The following is a 26,270-nucleotide window of genomic DNA, read 5'->3' as shown; positions in this document are numbered from 1 at the left end:
CGTTGGGTGAGGTCAGAGACTGACGCCGATTGCGATCAGCTTATGCGCACGAGCGCCCCTAGAAATCGCAGAGCTGCCGATCGCCTTCACTGAGGTCGGCGTTGGTTTGCAAATAGTCGGCGACCCATTGACAGGCATAATCCACTGGGTCGAGGGTCATGATGGCGGGCAAGTCCCAACGGATGACGGTGTTATCGTTGCTGGCCGAAAAGAGGTATTGCCCATCGGGACTAAAGGCGAGACGGAGCACTTTGGCGGTGTGGCGATCGAGGGTGGTGTGGAGGGTGCCGTCAGGGCTCCACAATTTGATGGTGTTATCGGCGCTGCCAGTCGCTAGGTAGAGATCATTGAGCACTGCGAGGGACGACTCGGGGGCAAAGGTCGCATCCCAAATGAGGTCGGTATGGCCTGTGAGCACCTGCGTCGTTTCACCCGTGGCGACATCCCATAGGCGGACGGTGCGATCGTCACTAGCGGAGGCGAGAACGCGACCATCGGCCCGAAAGTCAAGATCGTTGATGCGGCTTTCGTGGCCTGACAAATCAAGGCTGAGGCTGCCTGCCGCCATCGCCATTAAGCGGATTGTCTCTCCATCACCAATGGCTAACTGCGTGCCCTGAGGATGCCACGCGACACTGCTGGTGAGTCGGCTCTGCGTGGGTATCGCCGATAATTGAGTGCCATCCAGTTGCAGGCGACGTACGGCCTGATCCTCGCTACTGATCGCAAATTCTAGGGCGGTGGGATGAAAGGCCACCCGCCCAGAAAGGCGAGCATTGCTGGTAATGGTGCGCATGGGGGTGCCGTCGGGTCGCCAGAGGCGCACAGTGCCGTCGAAGCTGGAGGTGGCGAATTGGGTGCCATCGGGACTAAAGGCAAGATAAATGATGGGGGCGCGATGGCCCGGAAAGGTTTTGAGCAGCGTGCCGTCGGGCTGCCAGAGTTTGACCAGGCCATCGGTACCCGCAGACGCGATAGTCTGGCCGTCGGGACTGACCGCGATCGCAATGACCGCTGCCGAGTGATTGCCCACCACGCTGTACAGCGGCGATTCTAGCTGCCACACAATCGGAGCGGGGTCATCAATGCGGCCTGACGATACCAAGGTTTGCCCATCGGGACTGAAGTCCAGCGATCGCCCCGCTTCTACCATACCGGGATAAGTCTGCACTGGCTCGCCATTGAGCGGCCAAAACCGCAGTTCATTATCTTCGCTAGTAGAAACTAGTTGCTGACCATCCGGGCTAAAGTCCAAGTCTGTTACGGGCGCTTGGTGACCGGCAAAGGTGTTCAGCAGCTCTCCGGCTAGATTCCAAAGTTTTAGAGTTTTATCGGTACTGCTAGAGGCCAATCGCTGACCATCAAGCGAAAACTGCACATCGGTCACGGTGGCCGCATGGCCGGTCACGGTTTGGCGCAGGCGGCCATCTGCGAGGTGCCAAAGTTTGATGGTGGCATCGGCGCTGCCAGAGGCCAATTGCTGACCATCGGGACTGAACGCTAAGCCGCGCACCATGGCGCGATGCCCGGTGAGGGTATGCAATAGCGTGCCATCTCGCTGCCAGACCTTAACCGTTTTGTCGGTGCTGCCAGAAGCAATTTGTGACCCGTCGGGACTAAACCCGAGGGTGGTGATCAGTCCCTGATGGGCCGGGATGGCCATGAGCGGTTCCCCGGTCGGCACATCCCACAACCGAATAGTGCCTGGGCTGCCCGCCGCCAACACTTGCCCATCGGGGCTAAAGGCGATCGCCCGCACCCCTCCGTCATTACTGCTTAAGGTTTGCAATCGGGTGCCATCAGTCGTCCACAGTATCACCGTGCCATCGAGGCTGGCCGACGCGATGCGATCGCCCTGGGGACTGTAGGCCACCGCGCGCACTTCCCCCTCGTGTCCGGCCAACCGATTCTGCTCATTCAGGCCCAAGATGATGGTGTGCAGCGTGTCATCGATGGCCTGCGCTAACTCGGGATCGGGCTGCTTGAGGGCGGTGAGTTGACGTTGCGCCCGTAGCACCTGCAACACCGCATCCAGCCGCTGTTGCGAATCAAACCATCCTTGGGCGGACGCCAACAAGGCTCTGATTTCACTTTGGCGGGCAATTTGTTCATTTTGGCTGGCCCGTTGTGACTCGACAAAAGCGGCAAACCCGAGCCCTGTGGAGAGCAAGAACCCGGTAGTGATGGCTCCCAATAGCCACCGTTGCAACCGCACATTGCGCCGTGACTGGTGCAGTTGGGCGGCGATCGCCTGACTCCGGTCAGCTTCCAGCGCCATTTGGACTTCGTGGCGATCGCGCTCCGCCGATTCCGCCAAAAACTGATAATCTTCGTCGCTGAGGCGCTTATCTTGCGACCACTGCTGGGCATCTTGCAGAGCTTGCCCCCGCAACAAACGCGAGGGGTCCTGGCGGTCAGAGCCGAGCCAAGCCGTCAAGGCCTGGGAGTAAGGGCGCAAATGCGCTAGGTGATAAGCCGTCCAACTTTCGTTAAACACCGCCTGATAAATCGGGTTTTTGACTTGCAAGGTATTGCCCACCTTGTGCACTAACCCGGCGAGTTGCAGCTCGATCGCCTCCTCGGTGTCATCGGCAGGAATCTGCCCCTGATGGAGGATCTGCTGATAGAGTCCCAAGAGGCGGCCTGTGCGTTGGGGATGCCGCAACAGGCGATCGCGAATCGTCCGCAAATGTTCCGGTTCGTCTTGGGCTTCCCACTGATGCAAAATGCGATCGCGCACAAACTGCTTCACCCAAGCGGCCTCTTTGCCTGCGGATACCAGAATTGGCGTGCCTTGCCCGTGGGCGAGTTGCCAAATCAGCGCACAGAGCTTGTGGGTGAGAAATGGCTGTCCCCCCGTCCAGTAAAGAATTTCCTTTAAAACGACGGGGGCTTGGGCGATCGTGTCGCCTAGCCCAATCAGCAACGGCTGGCACTCATGGCTCTGAAAGCCATTGAGGGAAATGGCCTGACCAATGTTGAAGGGGGTGCGCTGGCGATCGCGAATCAAATCACTGGGGGTGGCCACGCCAAAAATGCCAAAGGTGAGGCGTCGATAGGCTGGGTTGACTGCCCGCTGGTTGTAGCAATAGCGAATCAGCGCAAAGAAATCATCCAGCGAAAACTCTAAACCCAAAATGTTGTCGATTTCGTCGATCAAAATCACAAACACATCTGCGGGATATTGTTCCAGCAAGACTTCCTCAAAAAAGCGCTGGAGCTTTTGCACCGGGGGCAACTCACCCTGATCTTGCCACCATTTTTTGTAATGTCCCTGACTAAAGAGCCCTAAGCCGCGCCAAAGGTCGGCCACCAGCCCCCGATACCACTGGCCCGCCGTCACCTCTTGGCTGCCCAAACTCGTAATATCCACCGTGGCACACCGACAACCCGCAAGTTCTAACTTGCGCAGGGTTTGCACCAGTAGCGAAGATTTGCCCATTTGGCGGCTGTTGAGCACGTAGCAAAATTCTGCCGCCTGCAAAGCTGCGGTCAACTGGGTATCGGCCTGCCGCGAGACATAACTGGGCAGGGCGGGTCGCAAACTGCCCCCCACCTGATAGGGCATCTCGGGCGATTCGGCAAACTGGGTTGCAAAGGAAGCCACGGCCATCCCCAGAAAACTACAAGAGCGAGATCACGGTGACGCGATCGCGCCCTAACCGCTTGGACTCGTACAGCACGCGATCGGCCACTTCTATGAACTGGTTAGGGGTTTGATTAGTCGCTGAGAATGCCACCGCAACGCCGATACTGACGGTGACTCGCGGCATGTCACCTCGGGCCGTTTGCGTGCTGATCTGCGATCGCAGAATTTCGGCCCGTTTTTCCGCCGCGAGCAAATCGGTATTAGGCAAAATAACGGCAAACTCTTCGCCTCCAAAGCGGGCGACAAAATCTGGCGCGGTTCTCGTGTTCGTGCGCAGAATGTGGGCTACCTGACGCAGACATTGATCGCCCGCCAGATGCCCATAAGTGTCGTTATAGGTTTTGAAATGGTCAATGTCGCACATCATCAGGGTGAGGGGTTCCGTCGTTTGGCTCAGTCGCTGCCAAGCGATCTGTAGCCGCAGGTCAAAGGCGCGGCGATTGGGAATTTGCGTCAACGCATCCGTATTTGCCAGTTGCTTGAGGCGTTGATTTTCTTGGTGTAGTTGAACGGGGGCAGCAGTCTCCACCTCGGCCAACTCGGCAGCCAGATATCGCTGGAACAACGCACAAGACACCTGGTAGCGATCGCCGTTGTATTGAATAATGCCCACACTCTCAAGCTGATAAGCCAGATGTAGTGGCAGTTTGAGCCCATTGGGGGCGTTGGCTAATTGCTGTAGCGCGTCAATTAAGTCCGGTTGCTGCCGGATGGACGCATAACAGCGCCGCAGGTATTCTCCCCAGATTCCTGTCGGCTGCATTGCCTGCTCTAACAGCGTTTTCGGGTTTTCAGCCGTACCAGGCAGTTGCGCCAGTAAGGTATGGGTCAGATACGGATGGCCGCCCACCAGCGCCATCAGCTCATCAGTAAATGGCACATAAGCTTCGCCCAACTGCTGGGGCACCTGATAACGCTCGGCCAGTTCTTGCACCTGGACGGTAGTGAACGGGGGCAACTTTAACTGCTGGCCGACGTTAAATGGCGACTGCTCCAACTTGAGCGGCACATACACTTCGGTGCAGTAGGCCAGGACCAACCGCAGGTTTTGCCATAGGGGCGATCGCTGGGCTTGCTCATGCCAAAACCGCAGCAGCGAGAGAAAGTCACCCGCCACCTCTTCATACTCAAACACCCGGTTGACTTCGTTGATCACCAACACCAACGGTGCGTCGAGTTGTCGCAGCAGGTGATTTTCAAAATAGATCGTGCAGCTCACCTTGCTGCCAATCGCTTCATCCCACCAGTCATCCAGGTCAGGGGCAAGGCCGAGTTGGCGTGCCGTCAAGCGACAAAACCAGCGCAGCAGCGTGTCCAAGCTGTCAAAACAAGCCTTTTCCGCTTGCAAAAAGTCAATCTTGCAGGTTTGATGGCCCTGCTGCTGGGCTTGCTCCATCACCCGCATCAGCAAAGAGCTTTTGCCCATTTGCTTGGGCGCTTTGATACGCAACAGGCTGCCTGGACGAGCGATCGCGTTATAGGCAAACGCCTCGACCGGCGGCCGCTCGATATAAAAGGCAGAGTCAATACCCAAAGGGCCAGTGGGACCTGCTTCCAAAAAAGTAATGGGTTGATGCACAGATTGCTTCACCGCAAACAGGGAGCCGATTACGCACTCAAGTGCGTGCTCAACTCTAATATGCACTTAAATTTGCCAGAAATCACCCAACGACGCTCCAAACACCAATGCAATGAAACACTTGTAATGAGGCACCAGAGCAGCGGTGCAACCTAGAAAATGACGACATTATTACCCCCATCGGGTTCGGCATGAGGGATCGACATACCGCTCCCGGCCACCGTAACCAGCGGCCTTAGGCCGAATACAGGTTGCCATCGGGCATCACAGCGTCGATTAAACAAGCATCTTTCAGGTTGGCTTGCCAAACGTTCGCTTGGGACAAGTCAGCCCCCGTGAGGTTGGCCCCTTGGAGGTTAGTCTCCGATAAGTTCGCCATTTTCAGGTCGGCAAACCGAAAATTTGCCCCCTGCAAATCGGCCTTGCGCATGATGGCTTCGCGTAAGTCAGCATTCTCGCAATTGGCCCGAGCCAGCTTGGCCTGGTGCAAATTCGCCCCGATCAGATTGGCCCCGATCAAGGTGGTGCCTTCCAAACAGGCGCGACTCAGGTTAGCCATGCAGAGATTGGTCAGGCTGAGGTTGGCAATGGTGAGATTGGCCCCGTGCAGGGCGGCTCCAATCATATTGGCGGCGCTACAAATGGCGGCCCTCAAGTCCACTTCATGCATCAGGGCATCTTGCAGCGTCGCCATGGCAAAGTTGGCCTCGCGCAAATCGGCTTGATTGAGGGTGGCGCTAGATAAGTTACATCGACTTAAGTCAGCCGTGTAAAGGGCGGCACTGCTGAGGTCAGCCCAGGCCAGATCCGCTTCAGAAAATTGCACCATACAGGCATCGGCTTGGTTCAACGAAGCATGACGCAAATCAGCTTGACGAAATTGAGCCTCGCGCAACACGCTGCGGGTGAGGTCAGCATGAGTCAGATTCGCCGAATTCAGCGTCGCCCCCTGGAGTCTGGCATCGTGGAGCGAAGCTTCCCGCAGGTCAGCACCGCTGAGGTTGGCATAGCTCAGATTGGCATAGCTCAGATTCGCGGTATAGAACAGCGTTTCTCGCAGATCGGCGTGACTTAAATCCGCCTTTCGCAAGTCGGCCATGCAGCAGTCAACTTTGGAGAGATTGATGTCTCGCAGTTGCGCATTTTTCAGCACGGCTTCACGCAGATTGATGCGCCCTTGAGCCCCTTGAGCCCCTTGGGCGGCCAGCATCTGAGCCGTGCGCGATCGCCATTCATTCCAAGCTTCCACCCCACTAGCCAAACGCTTGATCGACGCCGGTTGGGGAACCTGCGTCGAGGCATGAAATAACGATAAATCAGGGACGGATAAAGATTGGGGCACAGGGTTATACCGCTGGTTACGGAATTTCCGCCGTCGGTCAAACGGGCTGGAGGCAGTTCTCTGGCGGTTCTCTATAGTCTGCCCAAGCGAGATTAAGTTTTACATCAACTTTTGGTAAACCGCTTGGCAAGCAAGCCGTTGATAATCTGGCCCTGCTTAAGGAGATGCTCCCTGAATCATTGTTAGCGCGATCGCCTCAGGTTGTCAGCTAACATAAATGATTCATGGTTACTGTCCCTCTCATCCGAGCAATATGCCTGCTACTGCCATCACGCATCATTATCAAAAGGTACTCGATCTTTCGACTCGGGGAAAATCTTTACAGCGCTTTACCCAGCAAGTGCAGGGCGTCGTCAGCGAGTCGGGCATTCAGAGCGGTCTCTGTACGGTCTTCATTCGCCACACTTCGGCGAGTCTCATCATTCAAGAGAATGCCGACCCCGATGTGCTGGTCGATCTCGAAAATTTTCTCGCTAAATTGGTGCCTAATGGTAATCACTACGTCCATAGTGCAGAAGGCCCCGACGATATGCCAGCCCACATTCGGTCAGTGCTGACCAGCACGTCGGAAACGATCCCCATTGTGAATGGCCGCTTGGCGTTGGGCACCTGGCAGGGGATTTATTTGTGGGAGCATCGCGATCGCGGGCATCACCGGGAAGTCGTTGTTCACCTGGTGGGGAGCTAAGCCCATGGTGGATAGTCTTGGTTTCTCGACCATTCCCGCTGCTCCCGATGGCTTTCGCTCTGGCTTTGTGGGCATCGTCGGTCGTCCGAATGTGGGCAAATCGACCCTGATGAATTACCTGATCGGCCAAAAAGTGGCGATCACGTCTCCTGTGGCGCAAACGACACGCAACCGACTGCGGGGCATTCTGACGACGGCGACCGCGCAAATTATCTTTGTCGATACGCCGGGGATTCACAAACCCCACCACGAACTGGGCAAAGTGCTGGTGCATAATGCGCGGATGGCGATCGCGTCGGTGGATCTCGTGCTCTTCGTCGTCGATGGGTCGGTGCCCGCGGGGCGGGGCGATCGCTTCATCGCCGAACTGTTAGCCCAGCAGGACACGCCTGTGTATCTGGGCATGAACAAAATTGACCTGCGCGACGACGACGACGCCGAGGCGATCGCGAACAGCTATCGGGCGATCGCCGATGAACAGGGCTGGCCGCTGTTAGAGTTCTCGGCGGTGACGGGCGATCAGGTGCCGGACTTGCAAACGCAGCTCATCCAAAACCTGGAAACTGGCCCCTATTACTATCCGCCCGATCTGGTTACCGACCAGCCCGAACGGTTCATCATGGGCGAGTTGATTCGCGAACAAGTCCTCTACCACACCCGCGAAGAGGTGCCGCACTCCGTCGCGGTCGCCATCGAGCGGGTCGAGGAGGACGAGAAAATCACCCGCATTCTCGCCACAGTGCACGTCGAGCGGGATTCTCAAAAGGGCATTCTCATTGGCAAAAAAGGCAGCATGATGAAGGCGATCGGCTCCGGTGCCCGCGAGCAAATGCAAAAGGTCATCATGGGCAAGGTGTACCTGGAGATTTTCGTCAAAGTGCAACCGAAGTGGCGACAGTCGCGGACGCGGTTGGCAGAGCTGGGCTATCAGCGGGAAGATTGACCGGGTGGCAAGGTATGAGGGTGTGAGGGTGGCAGGGGTTATCTTGTCTAGGTTCCTGACTCTTATTGGGTAGCCGTACTCGTCTGCCTCCTCGACTGATCGCTACCTATTATTGGGTAGGCGTCCTCGCCTGCCCGCCACTGGGGAATGAGTGCTCATTGGGGCAGAATTTTTCTACAGTGGAAGGCGTACTTTATGCGCGATCGCCATGCTCATCCCCACACCGACGGACCTCGAAAATATCTTTCAAGTAGCCAATCTCTTTGTGCTGCCCTTTTGGGCGCTGATGGTGCTGCTGCCCAACTGGTCACTGACCCGCCGCCTCATGGCGTCGTATATTCCGTTTGCCGCCCTGGCGAGTCTCTACGTTTATCTATTCGTGACGCTGGACGGCGGCATCCTCGAAGCCTTTTCGGATCCGCAGTTGGAACTCACTAGCTTGGCCGGCCTATTTGCCAACAGCCACGTGATGGCGCTGGGCTGGGTACATTTTTTGGTGATGGATTTGTTTGTGGGGCGGTGGATTTACCTGCAAGGGCAAGAAAACGGTATCTTCACCCGCCATTCCCTGGCTTTCTGCTTGTTTGCTGGCCCCTTTGGTCTGTTAATTCACTTTTTCACCGCCGCCATTACCCAGCGCTTCTTCCCATCAGCGGATGACAGCCCAGCCGCAGAACCCTCGGCGGGATAAGGGTTGATTGACAGCGGCTCCAAGACAGGGGTTAATAAAGCACATTTAGATTCGTGAAGGTTGGGGTTGACCTATGGTGTCTTTGATCCGGTCGCGTTGGCGGCAATTCAGTCGGGCTTGGTCGCGGCGGCAGTGGCGATCGCGGTTGCGCTTCGTCACCTTGCTGAGCGTGTGTTTTGCCTTTGTGGTGGCTTGTACCGGCAGTCCCACGCCGGAGACCGAGGCTCCAGCTGAATCTGCTGACGGTGCGGGGAGCGATCGCATTTCCATCGGCACCACGCTCACGGTGCGGACTTTAGACCCCGCCGACTCCTACGAAATCTTCCCCGGCATTTTGCTGCACAACTTGGGCGATCAGCTCTACGCCTACGAACCCGGTAGCACTGAACTCATTCCCCAGCTAGCGGCAGACATGCCCACCATCAGCGACGATGGCCTGACCTACGTCATTCCCCTGCGGGAGGGCGTGGTGTTTCACGATGGCACTCCCTTTGACGCCGAAGCCATGGTCTTTTCGCTGGAGCGCTTTATGCAGAATGGGGGCCGACCCGCCTTTCTGTTGGCGGAGCGCATTGCCTCGGTAGAAGCCACGGGCGACTACGAAATCACCCTTACCCTCAACTCTCCCTTCTCCGCCTTCACCGCCCTGCTGACGTTTTGGGGGGTGACACCGGTCCCATCCGACACCTACGAAATTGCGGAAGGCAGCTTTATCCCGGATAACTTCATCGGCACTGGCCCTTACAAGCTGGCCGCGTTCAACAGCGATTCCATCAAGCTGGACGTGAATGAAGACTACTGGGGCGAAAAGCCTGCGAACGGCGGCATCGATATTCAGATTTTCAGCAGTCCGGCCAACCTGTACAACACCTTCAAAACCAAAGGCATTGATGTTGCGTATCAGACCCTGGACCCCGAGCAGATTGCCGATCTGGAACGCACCGCTGAGGAAGGCAACTGGCAGGTAGTGGAAGCGGGCACTACCGTCGTTAACTACATGAGCCTGAACCAGAAAATTGCGCCATTGGACGATGTGCGAGTGCGTCAGGCGATCGCCGCCATGATCGATCGCAACCTGGTGAACGAGCGCGTGTTTCAAGGCCAGGCCGAACCGCTCTACAGCCTGATCCCCACCAGCTTCGACGTGTACGAGCCCGTACTGCAAGAAGCCTACGGCGACGGCGACTTTGAACTGGCGGAGCAGCTCCTGCGGGAAGCGGGATTTTCGGAAGAGAATCCCTTCAACTTTGAGATTTGGTATCCGTCCGCTTCGACCACCCGTAGCGTCGTGGCCAACACCCTGAAAGAATCCTTTGAAACGGGGTTGCCGGGGCTCATTACTGTGACGGTACAAACCGCCGAAAGTGCGACTCTATGGGGCAACGTCGATAAGGGCGTGTATCCCTCCGTGCTGGCCAATTGGTATCCCGATTACTACGACGTGGATACCTTTGTGCAGCCTTTCCTGAGTTGTGACCAGGGTTCCGAAGCCACGCTTTGTGAAGCCGGGGCCAGCCAGAGCAATGGCTCGTTTTACTACAGTGAGCGAGCCAACGAACTGGTGAGCGCCCAGCAGTCGGAGCAAGACCCGGCAGCTCGCGACGCCATCATTCAAGATATCCAAGCGCTGTTGCAAGAAGACGTGCCCTACATTCCGCTTTGGCAAAACAAAGATTACGTCTTTGCCCACGACGGGATTGAGGGGGTCGCGATTCAGCCGACTCAACAATTCTTGATGTGGCAAATTAGCAAAGGCAGTTAATGCTGGGGGCATTGGCGATCGCACGATCGCCAATGCTCTCTCGGGTCACATACTATGCCAAAGCCGTCGTCACCGCTTTGACGCTGTCGCTGCGGCGACGTCAGGCGAATGGGCCAATAAGTCCGGATGGACTAGATGGGTTTTTCCTGGCTTCAGCAGTGAGCGCTTGTGTGAATAAACAACAACTGACGATACCAAGGTTCGCTATCGTGTATGGATGAAGTCAACCTGTTCGCGATCGCGAGGCAAGTTGTTCTCACCGCCAATTACCAGATGCTTGCTCAACCATGACCGTTACTGTGAATAAGACCGATAAAGCGACCCAAATTTTGAACGGGGCGCTCCAGGAGTTCTTGGCGCATGGGTATGCGGGCACGAGTATGGATCGCGTAGCCGCCACCGCTGGCGTCTCCAAGCCCACGGTATACAACCATTTTCAAGATAAAGAAGGCTTGTTTCGAGCGCTGGTGCAAAAGATCGCGCGGGAACGGTTTCAAATCAAATTCAATGCGGAAATCTTAAGTGGGCCACCGGAAGAGTCGTTGCCCCGGTTGCTGGCTTCCATGGTCAACACGATCGCGGATGATCACGACTATCAAGACTTTGTACGGCTCGTCATTGGCGAGTCGGGGCGCTTTCCCGAACTGGCGCGCACCTTTGTGACCTATCTGGTGCGGCCCGGTTTGCAACAGATGCAAGATTACCTAGAGCAGCATCCCGAATTTGGCTTTGCCGACTCCCAAGCGATCGCCCAAATCATTCTCGGGTCTGCCGTTTACATGTGCCTGACCCAATATATTTTGCAAGGGCACGACATCATGCCCCTCAGCAAAGAAAACTATATTGAGGCCATGGCGAAATTGATGCTGAACTCGGCGCTATCCGAGGCCAGAGCCTCCGTCTAAATCGGGGCGATCGCCCCGACACCAGTGCTCGCCACTTACACTAGAAACGTCACTGCTAAGACCAGCTGCCCATGGGTTCTGTACAAGACTCCTTCATCCCTGCGTTAGCGTCTGCCCCGCCCCGCGAGACGTTGCCGACCATGTATGACTTGCCCAGCGAATTTCCTGAGGAGCCAGGCTTGCCGGACGAATTCCACGATTTGCAGCCGCAGTTGCTGAGCCGCACTTTAAGATTGGCCGCATACAGTCGGGATGACTGGTTTACCGGCACTGACCTAAACGTTTACTACGACCCCAACCACGTCCTCTGGCATAAGCGTCCCGATTGGTTTTTGGCGCTCAATGTCCCCCGTTTATACAACGGTGATGACTTGCGGATGAGTTATGTGGTCTGGCAAGAACAGCAACCGCCCCATGTGGTGGTGGAGTTTTTGTCGCCCAAAACGGAGCGGGAAGACCTGGGCCGATTTTATGGAGCGGGCGATCGCGTGGTCGATCCCCGCGCGGATCAATTTCCGCCCCCATTAGCTCCCGTCAATACGCCACCCAGCAAGGTCGAAGTGTATGAACAGTACTTGGGCGTCAAGCATTACATTGTCTACAGCCGCTACACTCAACGGCTGCGCTACTTTCAGCTCCAGTCGGGGCGCTTTCAAGAACAGGCGTTGCAGCCTGAAAATCCCCGTATTTGGCTGCCCGATTTAGGCATTGGTTTAGGCATCTGGCAGGGTCTTTTTGAAGGCATTCCGAGTCACTGGTTACGCTGGTGCGATCGCTCGGGCAATTGGTTTTGGACGGATACGGAAACTGCTCAGCAAAGGGCCGAGCGGTTGGCGGAACGATTGCGATCGCTCGGTGTAGATCCGGATGAAGTGGACTAGGAAACCGGCCATGGCGAGTCTGCCCTCGTTTCACAATGCGGCGCTGTTTATCCAGGCGATGACCCACAAGTCCTATGCGCGGGAACATCCCGATGCGGGTGGGGACAACGAACGGTTGGAGTTTCTGGGCGATGCGATCCTGACGTTTTTGTGTGGCGAATTTTTGTTTGCCCGGTATCCCGATAAGCCCGAAGGCGAGCTGACGCCGCTACGGGCCTCGCTGGTAGATGCGACGCAGCTCGGTAAGTTTGCCCAGCAACTCTCGCTGCAAACCCACATCCGGTTGGGTAAAGGGGTCGAAGGCAGCGATGGTCGCACCAATGCCCGTCTACTCAGCAGCGCCTTTGAGGCTTTGATCGGGGCGTACTTTTTGGATCAGCGATCGCAAATTGCCCCCGTGCGTGAGTTTGTCTTTCCGCTGTTTGAGGCGGTGGTCGATGACTTCACCGACCCCACCCGCAATATCAACGAAAAAAGCACGCTCCAGGAATGGTCGCTGGGGCGATCGGGCGTCATCCCCACCTATGAGATTGTGAGTGAGTCCGGGCCAGATCACGCCAAAGAGTTCACGGCGATCGTGCGCATTGCCAGTGAACCCTACGGTCGCGGGCAGGGACGCAGCAAACAGGATGCCCAGAAGGCCGCAGCACGAGACGCCTTGCAGCAGCTCAGATTGCTGTAACTCATGCAACGGAGCCTATCCGGTGGCGACCGCTTCCCAGAAAGTCTGAGACTGGAGCTGGGTTTGAGCTACGAGTTTGCCTGCTTTAAAGACGGTGCGATGGGGGGTGGCGGTGGCGATCGCTGCCGAAGCCGAATTCACTCCCAGCAGTACCAAATCCGCCGCACACCCTGGCTCCACTCCATAGTTGTCAATCCCGATCGCTTTCGCCCCTTGGCGCGTCACCAGGTCGAGGCAAAACTCATGCTGCGCCGAGGTGCCCAATTGCAACACGTTCGCCAGCAGGGTCGCAATTTTGAGCACATCGCCATCGCCAAACGGCGTAAACAGATTTTGAATATTGTTGGTCGCGGTGCCGACGGTCACCCCCCAATCCGCTAGCTGATGCAGGGGAGCCACGCCACGCCGGACATTGTAGGTGTCTTGGCGCGACATCATGTAGAGATCCGAGGCGGGTAAGGCCAGTATCGAAATTCCAGCAGATTGGAGATCAGCCGCGATCGCTTGCAACTGCTCTGGCGACAGCCCCGCCAGCTTGGTCATATGCCCGAGGCAAACGCGACCCTGCCACTGGCGCTTTTGCGTTTCCGCCACGACCAGGGGCAACTGCAAGGGGTCGTCGTTGTCTAAAAAATCGAGATGAAAGTCAACGTCACAGTCAAATTCCTCGGCGATGTCAAAGATGATCGCAATATTCCGCTGAGGATCAGGATCCACATAGGGCGCTGACCCAATCACATCGCCCCCCATCGCCATGGCCTGTCGCAGCAACTTTTCAGTCCCCGGTTGATTCGTAATACCCTCTTGGGCGAACACGGCCAGTTGCAGCGTGATGCCCGTTGCATACTCCCGTTTCAGGGGCAGCAGCGCCTCCATCGACTTGAGCCCTAAAATTGGATCGACCTCGACGTGACTGCGCATCGCCGTAATGCCAAAGGCGATCGCCCGCTCTAGCACCGTGCGCGATCGCTCTTGAATGTCCTCAATGGTGTACTGCTGCTTTAATTGCAACGTGGTCGCTAACGCCTCGGCAAAGTCCCCAACTTGGGCGGGCGCTTGTTGCAGCAAAAACGCCTTGTCTAAATGGATGTGGCCGTCCACTAAGCCCGGAATCAGTAAGTGGCCTGCCGCGTTAATTATCGTCTGGGCAGGGGCACGCATCGTTGGTTGCACATCGGCGATGTGGCCATCTTGCAGAGCGATCGCCCACCGCCCAGGCCGCCCGACGAGTGCGGCATTTTCAATTACACAATCCATCATTACGCCATCTTCCTTCACCGGTCGGCGATGGTTGGCCCACATCGGTGAACGATAATCCCATTGGGGCATCGCCATCCATCACCCTGCCCAGCATACCTGCGTCGCGCAGCAGGGCGTTGAGCCCTCTGTACCGGGTTGCTAGTCGGTGATCAAAATTGCCCATCGCTGATGCCGAGAAAGGGAAGCGCGTACAATTTGAAACAGCGTTTCTGCAACATACCGGGCCAACAGCAGTCAATCGTCGAATGCCGCGCCCATAACGGTGATTTACTCCTGACCGCTAGCCCTCACAGCTTGCAGACATGTCGTCAAGGGGGGTCGATCAGCATCTACCTTTCAGCGCAGCCGCCCTCGGATAACAATTCTTTATGACTCATTCGGCAACGGTTACTCAGTCCAAAACGCAGGCCAGCGCTCGGCCCTTTTACCTTCGTTGGCAAACTTTATTGGCTGGCGGCTGTTTGTCGCTAGCGGCTCTATTCACAGCAATCAATAGCCCGCTACTGGTCCAGTGGGAGCGGGAAATCCAAACGCTGTTTTTTGAACTGCGGGGGCCACGGGCGGCCCCTGACGATATTGTGATTTTGGCGATTGATAATGAGTCGTTGTCCCAGGTCGAGCATTATCGGAGCGATCCGGTGCAGTATGCCGACCTAGAGCCGATCCAACAGTGGCCCTGGCAGCGAGAGGCGTATGCGATCGTCATTGAGCGCCTATTGGCAGCGGGGGCCAAAGCGGTATCGCTCGACATCATTTTGGCGACGGACAGCGCCTACGGGCCGGCGGATGACGATCGCCTCACTCAGGTGCTAGAGCAGTATGGCGATCGCGTCACCCTTGCCATGGTTTATGGCGAAAATCAGACGCGGCAGGGGATGACGTTCCAGCCCACACTGCCCCTCGCCAAGTTTCAGCAGACGGGCATTCACCTGGGCAATATCAACTTTCCCCTGGAAGCGGATGGCCGGATTCATCGCCAGGGACATACGTACTTTGAGGAGCTCGCGCGATCGCCGCTCGTCGAAACCTTCGGGGATGACTCGGCTGCCCCCTTAGCCGCCCAGCAGAGTTTTGCCGAAGCGACCTTGGCGGCGGCCCAAGTATCCTGGCCCGCCGATCGGGGCAAGGGCATCCAGTTTCACGGCCCGGTCAACACCTTCACGCACATTCCCTTCTGGTATGTGTTGGATCGCGATCCTTGGGAAAATTACCTGGACTCCGGGGCCGCCTTGCAGGACAAAATTGTGCTGATCGGCACCACCTCGGAGGTGCATCAAGATTTTCATAATGTGCCCTTTGCCCAGAGCGCTGGTTATCCGCTGAAGATGCCCGGCGTCGAAATTTTGGCGAACGATATTGCCACTCTACAAGCGGGATCGGCCATTCAGACCCTGGTGCCGAACCCATGGGGGCGAGCCGCTTTTACCCTCGTGGCGGGAACGGGATTGTTGCTCCTGCTGGTGCGCCGCGATCGCACCCTCTATCGCGTGATGTGGACGGCGATCGCCGGAGCGGGCTGGCTGCTCATTAGCTTCGTGAGCTTCGCTGGATTTGGCGTCTTTTTGCCCATTGCGAGCGTCACCCTCGCGTTGGTCACCACGGGCGGTTGTTACAGCGTCGCCAGCCTCATGAGTGAGCAGATGCGCAAGCAGCGGTTCCGCCAAACCCTGGCGCAATATGCCACGTCCCCCATCGTGCAAGAAATCATCAGCCAGGAAGAAGACTTCCAAGATTTATTAGAAGCCCGCCAAGCCGAAGTCGTCGGCACCATCTTGGCCGCTCGCTATCAGGTACAAGCCGTCCTCGGTGCAGGGGGCTTCAGCGAAACCTACACCGCCGCCGATACCCAGCGGCCTGGCCATCCCCTCTGCGTGGTCAAACGACTCCGCATTCTCAGCGATGATCCCAAGTCCCATCAGTTAGCCCATCGGCTGTTTGTGGCCGAAGCCCAAACCCTGGAACGCCTAGGCCACCACAATCAAATTCCCCGCCTGCTGGCCCACTTTCAAACCGGCGTGTCTTTCTACCTGGTGGAAGAGTTAATCGAGGGCAACATGCTGAAAGATGAACTCAGCTCGCGACACCCGAAATCAGCCGCCTGGGTCATGAACTTTTTGCTAGATATTTTGCCCGTGGTGGAATTTGTGCATCAGCAAGGCGTCATTCACCGCGATATTAAACCGTCCAACTTAATTCGACGGGCGGGGGATGGTCGGCTGGTGCTGATTGATTTTGGCTCGGTCAAAGAACTGCCCCAACAACTGGCGGAAACGGAACCCCACGTCACCTCTACCATTGGCATCGGCACGAAGGGCTACATGCCCAGTGAGCAGTCCGCTGGGATGCCGCGCTTTAGCAGTGACTTGTACGCGATCGGGATTACGGCGATCGAAGCGCTGATCGGCATTTCGCCCTACAAGCTGCAATACGACGATCGCGGCAATGTGATCTGGCAGTACTGCGTTCCCGAGCTGCATCCCACCCTGGCAGCAGTGATTAGCAAGATGGTGTGCTACGACTTTTCCCAGCGCTACGAATCGGCCACAGCAGTATTGGCCGCCCTGCGCGAGATTCCGGTCACCCTGCCCGACACCGCCCTCATCCGCAACTCCATACCTCTAGAAATGAGTCCGCAAGGCACCGAGGATGACGAAGACTGCTGGGACGAGCCGACGGGTTACTTGCCGACTGACTGGGCCGCCGATACCGAACAAGACAGTCGCGTCAAGTAATTTTCCGGCGGCGCAGCAGCTCCGGCTTTCCCATTCATGTTCTAGATTTCATGTTCTAGGGCCTGTCATCATTTAGTCATCAAAGCCTTGCGGCAAAAGGACGACAGGCCCTCGTTTATTTCAGGAGTGCGGGCGCGGTAATGCTGATCCCACCAGGTCTCTGGAATTCATTGATGACGCGCCCTAGATTCTTGACCGCCATAGCCCTGCCAAAGCAGTCCCTTAACTAGCAGCCCTTGATGCTGAACAGACATCAAGGGCTGTCATATATCGACAGCAAATTCGAGTGATACCAAATCCGGGCAACACAATCCCGACTCCCAAAAACAAACCGTAGGGGCGAATGGCATTCGCCCTGGGCAATCGGGGGTAACCGAGAAGATTTGGTATGAATCGCACTGAAATGATCAAGTAACCGTCTAGCGATAGGCGGCAGGCACGACCTCAGGGGATTTAGCAGACGTATTGGCCAACAGCACATCGCGAAGAAAGCGAGCCGCCGCCCGCTGGGTGAGATTGCCCACAATGCGTTGCCCCATGTCACGGGTTTCGCGTTTGGTCAAAACTTGGGGCAACTGCCGCACCAGTACGGTCGCATCAAAGCCATCGTTTTGGCGCAGAATATCCACAATGCGCAGAATGCGATCAAAATTGCTGTCGTCGCTATTGGTCTGCGCCGCTAGGGTGACTTGACTCGCTGGAGGCTGCTGCCAGCCAAGTTGCTGACGAATATTCTGCTGGACGGTCTGCACCAAATTATTGCCAAAATAATCCAGTTCTTTGGCGACTTCATCGGCGATGCGATCGCGAATAAAGTCTCCCCGTTCAGAAAACAGAAACTCAAGGGTTTGGTCGAGCACCTTTTCCATATCGTAATCTTCGCTATCGCTGGCATTGCGCAGCAGGTTTTCTAACCGATTCCAGCGGAAGTCGCCGTCTTGAAATAGCAAGTCAGAAAGGGACGATCGTAACTCCGGCGACGGATCGGTCAAGAGTCGTTTCGCCACATAGGGATAGGCTTTGCTCAATACCTTGAACTCGGGGTCTACGTTGATAGCAATGCCTTCGAGGGTGACCAGCGATCGAATAATCAAGGCATAGTAAGCCGGCACCCGGAACGGGTACTCATACATCAGCGCCGAAAACTCATCCGTAATGCTCTTAAAGTTGAGCTCGGCCACACTGGCTCCCAAAGCATTGTTAAACACCTCTGCCAAGGCCGGAATAATCGGGCTGAGATCCGTATCCGGCGTCAAGAACTCCAGCTTGATGTAGTCGCCTGCTAGCCCTTCAAAGTCGCGATTCACCATGTGCACTACGGCTTCAATCAAGCCATAGCGCTGATAGGGCTTGACCTCGCTCATCATGCCAAAGTCGAGGTAGGCCAACTTGCCATCGGCCATAGCTAGCAGATTGCCCGGATGAGGGTCGGCGTGAAAGAAGCCATGCTCCAAAAGTTGGCGGAGAGAACATTGCACCCCCACATCAATCAAGTGGGTCGCGTCGATCCCCTGTTCGGCCAGTTCCTTTAGCTTGGTCAACTTGGTGCCGTCGATCCACTCCATGGTCAAGACCCGGCGGGCGGTGTATTCCGGATAAATTTTGGGGACGTAAATGTCGGGTAAATGCCCATACAAATCGGCAAAGCGAATGGCGTTTTCCCCCTCGTGGGTGTAATCCATTTCCTCAAAAATTCGCGCCCCAAACTCATCCATGATGGCGACGAGGTCGCTGCGAATCTGCGAAATATTATCGGTCGCCCACCGGGCCAGCTTCCGCAGAATATAGAGGTCGAGGGTGATGCGTTGGGCCAATCCGGGCCGCTGCACCTTAACGGCTACGGTTTCCCCCGTTTTCAAGCGGCCCTTATAAACCTGCCCTAACGAGGCGGCTGCCACCGGATTAGGCGAGAGGTCGTCGTAAATTTCATCTGGCGCTGCCCCCAATTCCTCTTCGATGTATCGAAACGCGACTTCGTTGGCAAAGGGGGGCAACTGGTCTTGCAGTTGGGTGAGTTCATCCAAATAAACGGGCGGCACCAAATCTGGCCGAGTGGAGAGGGCTTGCCCAATCTTGATGTACGCTGGCCCCAAATCAGTCAGCAGTTCGCGCAGCCGCTGAGCTTGGCGGCGTTGGTTGGCCTCAGACGTCCCCCCACCACGACCATTCAGCCACACGCCTAGGGCGAATGACAGCATCGGCCACAGCACGGCAAATACTCGCGACACCACGCTCGGGAAGCGGCTTTGGTAGTAGGCATTAATCCCGGCTGGGTCATAGTCCAGCTCTTCAAAAGGGTCGAAGTCACGACGCGATCGCACGGGCTGAGGCGGTGATGACTCACTAACCGGATGAGCGATCTCGCTCTCAGTTTTCGTAATGGCTGATGTATCGGGGGATTGGATGGACTGAGTCACCGCCCTACCTCGCGTCAATTTACCTTTCTTAATCATTGTAGTGAGTTACGGGCCGAACGATGGGTAGGAAAAACCCACCGCCGAGGTGATTTGGTTCGTTTGTACCCGTGTGCGATAGATTAAGATGACCCCGATGCACCACAATGCGGTTGGCAACGGCGGTGTGAGCCCCGATCTTCGCGACCTGCGGCAACCTTCCACTCTCTGTTGGCGGTAATCCGCAATGACATGCCCCCGCCATCCACAACTGCGTACACTGTGAGGGTTAGGGAAACCGCAGCGGTCATGAAGTCCCACCCAGACCATTAAACCGAGTGCGTTGCGGTTCTACCAAATCCCGTCGGATAATATTGGCGAGTCTTGATTCCCTGCCCCCTTTTAAGAACTGTGTAAATCGCCCATGCTGGTCGCCCTCAAAATCGAGAATTTTGCCCTGATTGACCACTTGGCTCTGGATTTACAAGCCGGGCTGAACGTGCTGACAGGGGAAACCGGGGCGGGCAAATCCATCATGCTCGATGCGCTGGATGCCGTGCTGGGGGGGCGCGTCAGTCAGCGGATGATCCGCTCCGGTGAAAAGCGGGGCGTAATTGAAGCGACGTTTGTGATTACCGATCGCACCCGCGCCTGGCTGACCGAGAACGACGTTCCCGTGGAGGGCGATCGCTTGGTCTGCGTCCGTGAACTGACCGCTGGCAAAAACACGGTCCGCAGCCGCTCTCGACTCAACGGCGTCAACGTCAACAAGCCCCAAGTCGAGGCGCTCCGGTTGCACCTGGTGGAAATCACCGCCCAAGGGCAAACCCTGCAAGTCGGCGATCCCCAAATGCAGCTCCAATGGGTGGATGGCGTGGGCGGCGAGGCGATCGCTCAACAGCGTCAGGTGGTAGCAGCAGATTTTGCCGCCATGACTGAGGCCAAGACCCAGCTTGACCGTCGCCGCCGGGCCGAACAACAGCGCCAAGAACAGCTCGACCTGTTTGACTATCAGTGGCAGGAACTCAGTGCTGTGGGTCTGGAAGACCCGGAAGAACTCACCCAACTCGAACAAGAGCAGCAGCGGCTCAGCCATGCAGTGGAATTGCAGCAGCAAAGCTATCAGGTTTACCAGTTTTTGTACGAAAGCGACCAAGAGAGTGCAGCTTGCGCTGATCTGCTCGGGCGGGCTACCCAAACCCTCGAAGATATGCTGCAATACGACAACACCGTGGAGCCCATCTTAGATTTGGTAAATGATGCCCTCGCGCAAGTGGAAGAAGCGGGACGGCAGATCAACGCTTACGGCGAAGATGTGGAAACCGATCCCCAGCGCTTGCAAGATGTGCAGGCGCGGATCAGTCAACTCAAGCAACTGACGCGCAAATATGGCAAAACCCTGCCCGACCTGATTGACTATGTCCAGGAAATTCAGGCGTCTTTGGAACTCTTGAATGGGGAGGGGCAATCGCTCGAAGCGCTGGAAACCGCTTACGAAAAGGCCCAAACTACCTTGTCTAAAAGCTGTGAGCAGCTCACCAAACTCCGGCAAAAGGCTGCCAAAACCTTGGAGCAGCAACTGGTGGAAGAGTTGAAGCCGCTGGCGATGGAGCGCGTGCAGTTTAAAGTTGCGATCGCCCCCGCCGAGCCAACGGCATTGGGCGCTGACAAGATGCAATTTCTGTTCAGCCCGAATCCGGGGGAACCGTTGCAGCCGTTGGCAGAAACGGCTTCGGGGGGCGAAATGAGTCGCTTTTTGTTAGCGCTCAAAGCCTGCCTCTCGCAACTCGACGTGGTCAATACTCTGGTGTTTGACGAGGTGGATGTCGGAGTCTCCGGGCGGGTGGCCCAAGCGATCGCGGAAAAACTGCACCAATTAGGGCGATCGCAGCAGGTACTCTGTGTCACCCACCAACCCATGGTCGCCGCCATGGCCGACGCCCACTTCCGGGTCGGCAAAGAAGTGATTGAGCCCGCCTTGGCCAGCGGTGGCAAAAAGCGTAAATCACGCGCCCAGGGTACCGACGAGGCCAGCGACCAAGTCCGCACCGTCGTCCGAGTCACCCCACTAGACGACGCCATGCGACGCGATGAGTTGGCCCAACTGGCTGGTGGCCAAACCCATCAAGAGGCTCTGTCCTTCGCCGATTCCCTGTTGAAACAGGCAAAAAAATTGCGGCAAGGTTAGCGCCTTGAGCAGTCGTCAGCTGCGGGGCAAACTGATCGGCGCATTCACGGCAACTAGCAGTAAGGTAAGGTCTTTAGTGGCAGTTTTATCACCCCGCCGGCACTATGCACTTTCCTATCCTGATGGTCGAAGCCGCGTTGAAAGATCCTCTGATTGAGGAAGGGTTGCGGCAATTTTTACTGGTATTGTCGGTCTCGCTGGGGGTCGCGACGCTCTCCCGAGCGCTGAGCTGGTTGCGCAACATTCCCTACACGCTGCTGTTGCTGTTGGTCGGCTTAGGCTTGGCCACGCTAGACGTGCGGCTAATCAACCTGTCCCCGGAGTTGATTCTCTTCATCTTTTTGCCGCCCCTCTTGTTTGAAGCGGCGTGGAATATCAAGTGGTCGAACCTCAAGCGTGATTGGTTGCCGATCGGCTTGTTTGCGATCGTCGGGGTCGTGATCTGTGTCGGCGGTCTGTTTCTGGGATTACAGCAGTTTGCCGGAGCTTCATTAGCCACGGCGTTATTAGTCGGAGCCGGATTATCGGCCACCGATCCCGTTTCGGTGGTCGCGCTGTTTCGGGAACTGGGGGTCGGCAAACGGCTCACCACCCTGATGGAAGGGGAGAGTCTCTTTAACGACGGCGTCGCGGTGGTGGCGTACAACTTGCTGTTGGGAATTGCCCTGGGCATCGAGCAGTTTGATATCCCCGTGACGATCTCCCGCTTTTTGGTGTTTGTGGGTATTGGCCTCAGCATTGGCGGTCTGATTGGGTTTGGCATTTCGTACCTGACCCAGCGGTTTGACCTGCCCCTGGTGGAACAGTCTTTGACTTTAGTTTCGGCCTACGGCACTTATCTGGTGGCTGAAGAATTGGGCGGCTCTGGGGTCATTGCCGTCGTCACCACCGGCCTGATTTTGGGAAACTTTGGCTCCCGCATTGGCATGAGTCCCCGCACCCGGTTATCGGTGTCGGAATTTTGGGATTTTGTCGCCTTTTTCGTGAACTCAATCGTATTTTTGCTGATCGGCGATCAGGTGATTTTCGATGGCCTGATTGACAACCTCAATACGATTTTGATTGCGATCGCGGTGATGATTTTGGCCCGGGCGATCAGCATTTTTGGCCTTAGTGCCATCAGTAACTGGTGGGGTAAGTCCAACATTGAATTATCCAATCAAGTGGTGCTCTGGTGGGGCGGACTCCGAGGGTCGGTATCGGTGGCACTGGCATTGAGTGTGCCAGAGTCGCTGCCGGAGCGGGAAGACATTATCGCCATTATTTTTGGGGTCATGCTCTTTACGCTGCTGGTGCAAGGGTTGACTACCAAGCCCCTGCTACAGTTTCTCAACTTGCTGGGTGATCAACCCCTGCGGCAAGCATTCATTCAAAAAATTGCCCGGCGCGTTGCTCTTAACCGCGTGATGGATGAACTGAAGGACGTTAAAAAGAGTAACTCTGTCGATGCCGAGTACTGCGACTATCAAATGGCATTAGTAGAAGGCCAGCTGGAAGTAATTCAAGAAGAAATGACCGTCATGCAGCGTGACCATCCAGAACTATCGAGAATTGTGATCGATCGCTTGAACGAAAGCTTGGTGGCGATCGAAGCCGATACCTACGCCCAATTTATCCGCGCTGGTTATCTCAAAGAAGAAATTGAGCCGCTGCTGGAATCCCTGTTGGAAGACTCCGAAACCGAGGAAGCAGCAGCGGAAGCACTCACATAAGCCATGATGAACCGCCACTGGCAACGCTGGGAGTCGACTGATGCATCAGCAATCACCACCTCCCAGCATGTCGGGATGCGCCAACGTGAAGACACAACAGGGCGACGGTTACCTAAAAGCTATCAGCCCGCCGCCACCAAATTTGTCACCCCTTTGAGCTGAAAGATGCGTTCGATCGCGGCTTCCACCGCCCGATCTGGAGTAGACGCGCCTGAAGTGACCCCAACCGCGATCGGTCCAGCCGGCAGCCAATTTTCCGTCACCATCAGCTCACCGTGTAGCTGCTTGTGCTCAATTCGGTTATCCGGCCCAATCCGCTCTGGCCCATCAATGTGGTAGGAGGGAATATTGCGCTCGATCGCAATTTCCTGCAAGTGAGTCGTGTTGGAAGAGTTGTAACCGCCAATCACCAGCATCAGATCAACGGTTTCATCCACCAGCTCAAACATGGCATCTTGCCGCTCTTGAGTGGCATCGCAGATAGTGTTAAACGCCAGGAAATGATCGTTGAGTTCGAGTGGCCCATACTTTTGCAGCATCGTTTTTTCAAACAGCTTGCCGATCGCTTCCGTTTCCCCCTTCAGCATGGTGGTTTGATTGGCCACGCCAATGCGCTCCAGATCGATATCGGGATCAAAGCCCTCGGAGTGGGCGTTCTGGAACTTGGCAAGAAATTCGTCGCGATTGCCACTGTGCAAAATATAGTCCGCCACGTACTGGGCTTCGTCCAGATTCAGCACTACCAGATACGTCTTCGCAAAAGAGCTGGTGGCGACGGTTTCCTCATGCTTGTACTTGCCGTGGATGATGGAGGTATGGTCTTTTTTCTTGTGCTTCTCGACCGTATTCCACACCTTCGAGACCCAAGGACAAGTGGTATCGACAATGGTGCAGCCGCGATCGTTCAGCAACTGCATTTCCTGCACGCTCGCGCCGAAGGCGGGCAAAATCACCACGTCCCCTTCGCCCACGACGGTGAAATCTTTTTGCCCGTCTACCAGTTCAATAAAGTGGACGTTCATGTCTCGCAGCCGCTGATTCACCCCTGGATTGTGGATAATTTCGTTCGTAATCCAAATGCGCTCGGTGGGAAAGTGCTGCCGCGTTTCGTAGGCCATGGCCACCGCCCGCTCCACCCCCCAGCAAAAGCCGAAGGATTTCGCCAGATGAATGGTGACCTCGCCCTCAGTCAGCACATGGTTGTTGTCACGGATTCTCTGAATCAGGCTGCTCTGATATTCCGTTTTCATCTGGTCAGCGACATGCTCGCCATGCCCCAAACTCTTGCGGAAATACTTGTCTGATTGATTCAGCGATCGCTTAAACGCTTTGGTATCCATGCCACTCCTAGAGGTCGGCTGCTCTGTTGACTAGGATAACGGTTTGTGACGCCTTCCCTGGCCTCGGTGGGATTGGAAAGCTCAATCCTTTACCAAACCCCCAGCGTGGCGGACGAGATCGGCACTGACTGCATCCAAGCGTTTCTGAAACCAGTCGCTGCTTCAAACAAAATACTGTCGTTGCTGCGGCTGGCCTGTCCAAGTGAGCAGCACCACCTCTTCGCGGAGCTGCGCCCCTGTGGCCGTGGCCACCCGCGTCCGAAATAAATCGCGCCCTTGCACTTGGTACCCCACCTCGGCGGCAATTTCTTCCAGCAGTTCCCCCGTGCGAATCATGATTTGAAAAAAGGACGCCTGATCCCCCACCACGTAGGCCAACTGTGCCCCTGGCTTCAAGGCGGGCTGCAATGCTTGAAAATGCCGCTTCATACCTCCGAAGTACAGGCTGGTGACGCGATGATACAGTCGCTCAAACCCGGATGTTTTTTGCAATTCCAGACGGCGGGCTTCGATCGCATCGGCCAGATAAGTGACCGGACTTTCCGCCGTCAGCACGCGATCGTCGTCGTCAACTTTGTAGACATTGCGCGTGTTCGACCGAATCAGCGCCTGTTTGAAGGCTCGCAAGTCTTGCTTGTTTTGCAAAAAGCCCAGCAGCACGGACTCCAATCGGGTCGTGCGGGTGTAGTCCTTTTCGTTGGGGTAGGGGGGCGAGGTGATAATGGCGTCGATGGATTGTGGTTCGAGGAGCGATCGCAGCGATCGCGCATCGCCCCGATGGCACTCGGCAGATACCGTCACAAAATCACGGTAATCCGCTAAATCCTGCATCATTTTCGCGACTTTTGCTTGCCAGCAGTCCAGCACCGCCACGTCTTCTCGCTTGCGCCGCCGAATACCGACTTCTGGCCCAAACTTCAAATTACTCGCTTCGTGAACGGCGACGTATGCCAATGCCAGATTAAAAAGATCCTTAATCGCTGGATCGGTCACGGTGGCGATCGCCTGCTTCAGCACCAAACATTGATGGAGCGGGCGATCGCTGATGGAATTTTTCACCACAATCGCCTGCTGCTCCGGCGTAAACCCCAGCCACGGCGTCGCCTCCAGCCGTGATGCCGCTGTCTGCGTCACCTGCTGTCGTGCTACCTCCACAGTGGCTAAATCCACCTGCCATTGCACCTTGGTGCGACAGGCAAGCTGCGACATGGGCACCGCTTCCACCCCCACCGAGGCCAACCCCAGCTTTTTGGCTTCCACAATGGTGGTGCCCGTGCCGCAAAACGGGTCTAAAACCGTGGCATCAGTTCCCAGCTCAAACTGATGGATATAGTGGCGCACCAAATGCGGCGGATACGACAGCACAAATCGATACCAGTCATGAAACGCGCGATCGCTCGGCTGCAATTTGTTATTGCTCAGGTCTTCGGGATTTGAGCTAATGGGGGAGGCAGTCATGGGCAGTCAGCAACGCGACATCAACGCCATTAGTGCTGATGATCTAAAAAGTCCCCTTACTATAT

General features: G+C 56.2%; 17 protein-coding genes. 10 read left to right on the top strand and 7 right to left on the bottom strand.

Annotated features, from left to right (window positions below):
* Nucleotides 1–58: 58 nt before the first annotated feature.
* The 3 genes from JUK32_RS16615 to JUK32_RS16605 form a co-directional block, all read right to left on the bottom strand.
* Complete coding sequence (locus tag JUK32_RS16615; RefSeq protein WP_204139983.1) at nt 59–3,607, bottom strand: AAA-like domain-containing protein; 3,549 nt, start codon at nt 3,605–3,607, stop codon at nt 59–61.
* A gap of 16 nt (nt 3,608–3,623) precedes the next feature.
* Complete coding sequence (locus tag JUK32_RS16610; protein ID WP_204139982.1) at nt 3,624–5,228, bottom strand: AAA-like domain-containing protein; 1,605 nt, start codon at nt 5,226–5,228, stop codon at nt 3,624–3,626.
* A 235-nt stretch (nt 5,229–5,463) separates the two neighbouring features.
* On the bottom strand, nt 5,464–6,570 hold the full coding sequence (locus JUK32_RS16605) for a pentapeptide repeat-containing protein (protein ID WP_204139981.1): 1,107 nt from the start codon (nt 6,568–6,570) through the stop codon (nt 5,464–5,466).
* Nucleotides 6,571–6,823: 253 nt separating this feature from the next.
* On the opposite strand from JUK32_RS16605, the gene JUK32_RS16600 reads away from it, so the two are divergent.
* The 7 genes from JUK32_RS16600 (at nt 6,824) to rnc (ending at nt 13,122) form a co-directional block, all read left to right on the top strand.
* Entirely contained in the window at nt 6,824–7,258 is a 435-nt protein-coding gene (locus tag JUK32_RS16600) for a secondary thiamine-phosphate synthase enzyme YjbQ (protein WP_204139980.1), read from the top strand.
* A gap of 4 nt (nt 7,259–7,262) precedes the next feature.
* Nucleotides 7,263–8,201, top strand: a complete 939-nt coding sequence (gene era / locus JUK32_RS16595; RefSeq protein WP_204139979.1) for a GTPase Era — start codon at nt 7,263–7,265, stop codon at nt 8,199–8,201.
* A gap of 208 nt (nt 8,202–8,409) precedes the next feature.
* Nucleotides 8,410–8,892 carry an ABA4-like family protein gene (locus tag JUK32_RS16590; RefSeq protein ID WP_204139978.1) on the top strand — a complete coding sequence of 161 codons (483 nt, stop codon included), beginning with the start codon at nt 8,410–8,412 and terminating at the stop codon, nt 8,890–8,892.
* Nucleotides 8,893–8,965: 73 nt separating this feature from the next.
* Nucleotides 8,966–10,654 (top strand): ABC transporter substrate-binding protein, encoded by a 1,689-nt coding sequence (locus tag JUK32_RS16585; RefSeq protein ID WP_204139977.1) that lies wholly within the window; start codon nt 8,966–8,968, stop codon nt 10,652–10,654.
* A 287-nt stretch (nt 10,655–10,941) separates the two neighbouring features.
* A complete protein-coding gene (locus tag JUK32_RS16580) occupies nt 10,942–11,559 on the top strand; it encodes a TetR/AcrR family transcriptional regulator (RefSeq protein ID WP_204139976.1) in 618 nt (205 codons plus the stop codon).
* Nucleotides 11,560–11,630: 71 nt separating this feature from the next.
* Complete coding sequence (locus tag JUK32_RS16575; RefSeq protein WP_204139975.1) at nt 11,631–12,440, top strand: Uma2 family endonuclease; 810 nt, start codon at nt 11,631–11,633, stop codon at nt 12,438–12,440.
* Nucleotides 12,441–12,450: 10 nt separating this feature from the next.
* Nucleotides 12,451–13,122: a ribonuclease III gene (gene rnc / locus JUK32_RS16570; RefSeq protein ID WP_204139974.1), complete on the top strand. Its 672-nt coding sequence runs from the start codon at nt 12,451–12,453 to the stop codon at nt 13,120–13,122.
* A gap of 15 nt (nt 13,123–13,137) precedes the next feature.
* On the opposite strand, the gene JUK32_RS16565 is transcribed toward rnc, so the two are convergent.
* The gene (locus tag JUK32_RS16565) at nt 13,138–14,457 is read right to left on the bottom strand and encodes an amidohydrolase family protein (protein ID WP_239112749.1); all 1,320 of its coding nucleotides are present in this window, start codon (nt 14,455–14,457) and stop codon (nt 13,138–13,140) included.
* 293 nt (nt 14,458–14,750) lie between these two features.
* Between JUK32_RS16565 and JUK32_RS16560 the strand changes: the two genes are divergently transcribed.
* Nucleotides 14,751–17,114 (top strand): serine/threonine-protein kinase, encoded by a 2,364-nt coding sequence (locus JUK32_RS16560; protein WP_204139973.1) that lies wholly within the window; start codon nt 14,751–14,753, stop codon nt 17,112–17,114.
* A 419-nt stretch (nt 17,115–17,533) separates the two neighbouring features.
* Here the strand turns inward: JUK32_RS16560 and JUK32_RS16555 are convergent, their stop codons facing one another.
* Complete coding sequence (locus tag JUK32_RS16555; protein ID WP_204139972.1) at nt 17,534–19,567, bottom strand: AarF/ABC1/UbiB kinase family protein; 2,034 nt, start codon at nt 19,565–19,567, stop codon at nt 17,534–17,536.
* Between the two features lie 364 nt (nt 19,568–19,931).
* Between JUK32_RS16555 and recN the strand changes: the two genes are divergently transcribed.
* Nucleotides 19,932–21,695, top strand: a complete 1,764-nt coding sequence (gene recN / locus JUK32_RS16550) for a DNA repair protein RecN (RefSeq protein ID WP_204139971.1) — start codon at nt 19,932–19,934, stop codon at nt 21,693–21,695.
* A gap of 104 nt (nt 21,696–21,799) precedes the next feature.
* A complete protein-coding gene (locus JUK32_RS16545) occupies nt 21,800–23,407 on the top strand; it encodes a sodium:proton antiporter (RefSeq protein WP_204139970.1) in 1,608 nt (535 codons plus the stop codon).
* Between the two features lie 122 nt (nt 23,408–23,529).
* On the opposite strand, the gene JUK32_RS16540 is transcribed toward JUK32_RS16545, so the two are convergent.
* Both JUK32_RS16540 and JUK32_RS16535 read right to left on the bottom strand, forming a co-directional pair.
* Nucleotides 23,530–24,747, bottom strand: coding sequence for a 4-hydroxy-3-methylbut-2-enyl diphosphate reductase (locus JUK32_RS16540; RefSeq protein WP_204139969.1), 1,218 nt, complete (start codon nt 24,745–24,747; stop codon nt 23,530–23,532).
* Nucleotides 24,748–24,909: 162 nt separating this feature from the next.
* Nucleotides 24,910–26,205, bottom strand: coding sequence for a DNA methyltransferase (locus JUK32_RS16535; protein ID WP_204139968.1), 1,296 nt, complete (start codon nt 26,203–26,205; stop codon nt 24,910–24,912).
* Nucleotides 26,206–26,270 lie beyond the last annotated feature (65 nt).

It is taken from the genome of Halomicronema sp. CCY15110 (assembly GCF_016888165.1).
Lineage (GTDB): Bacteria > Cyanobacteriota > Cyanobacteriia > Phormidesmidales > Phormidesmidaceae > Halomicronema.
The sequence above is the reverse complement of the archived record's forward strand: the minus strand, read 5'-3'. Positions and strand labels throughout refer to the sequence as shown.

What these genes read in the sequence shown, in the direction of transcription:
- JUK32_RS16600 (WP_204139980.1), top strand. Translation starts at nt 6,824, where the DNA reads ATGCCTGCTACTGCCATCACGCATCATTATCAAAAGGTACTCGATCTT.
- era (WP_204139979.1), top strand. Translation starts at nt 7,263, where the DNA reads ATGGTGGATAGTCTTGGTTTCTCGACCATTCCCGCTGCTCCCGATGGC.
- JUK32_RS16590 (WP_204139978.1), top strand. Translation starts at nt 8,410, where the DNA reads ATGCTCATCCCCACACCGACGGACCTCGAAAATATCTTTCAAGTAGCC.
- JUK32_RS16585 (WP_204139977.1), top strand. Translation starts at nt 8,966, where the DNA reads ATGGTGTCTTTGATCCGGTCGCGTTGGCGGCAATTCAGTCGGGCTTGG.
- JUK32_RS16580 (WP_204139976.1), top strand. Translation starts at nt 10,942, where the DNA reads ATGACCGTTACTGTGAATAAGACCGATAAAGCGACCCAAATTTTGAAC.
- JUK32_RS16575 (WP_204139975.1), top strand. Translation starts at nt 11,631, where the DNA reads ATGGGTTCTGTACAAGACTCCTTCATCCCTGCGTTAGCGTCTGCCCCG.
- rnc (WP_204139974.1), top strand. Translation starts at nt 12,451, where the DNA reads ATGGCGAGTCTGCCCTCGTTTCACAATGCGGCGCTGTTTATCCAGGCG.
- JUK32_RS16565 (WP_239112749.1), bottom strand. Translation starts at nt 14,457, where the DNA reads ATGGCGATGCCCCAATGGGATTATCGTTCACCGATGTGGGCCAACCAT.
- JUK32_RS16560 (WP_204139973.1), top strand. Translation starts at nt 14,751, where the DNA reads ATGACTCATTCGGCAACGGTTACTCAGTCCAAAACGCAGGCCAGCGCT.
- JUK32_RS16555 (WP_204139972.1), bottom strand. Translation starts at nt 19,567, where the DNA reads ATGATTAAGAAAGGTAAATTGACGCGAGGTAGGGCGGTGACTCAGTCC.
- recN (WP_204139971.1), top strand. Translation starts at nt 19,932, where the DNA reads ATGCTGGTCGCCCTCAAAATCGAGAATTTTGCCCTGATTGACCACTTG.
- JUK32_RS16545 (WP_204139970.1), top strand. Translation starts at nt 21,800, where the DNA reads ATGCACTTTCCTATCCTGATGGTCGAAGCCGCGTTGAAAGATCCTCTG.
- JUK32_RS16540 (WP_204139969.1), bottom strand. Translation starts at nt 24,747, where the DNA reads ATGGATACCAAAGCGTTTAAGCGATCGCTGAATCAATCAGACAAGTAT.
- JUK32_RS16535 (WP_204139968.1), bottom strand. Translation starts at nt 26,205, where the DNA reads ATGACTGCCTCCCCCATTAGCTCAAATCCCGAAGACCTGAGCAATAAC.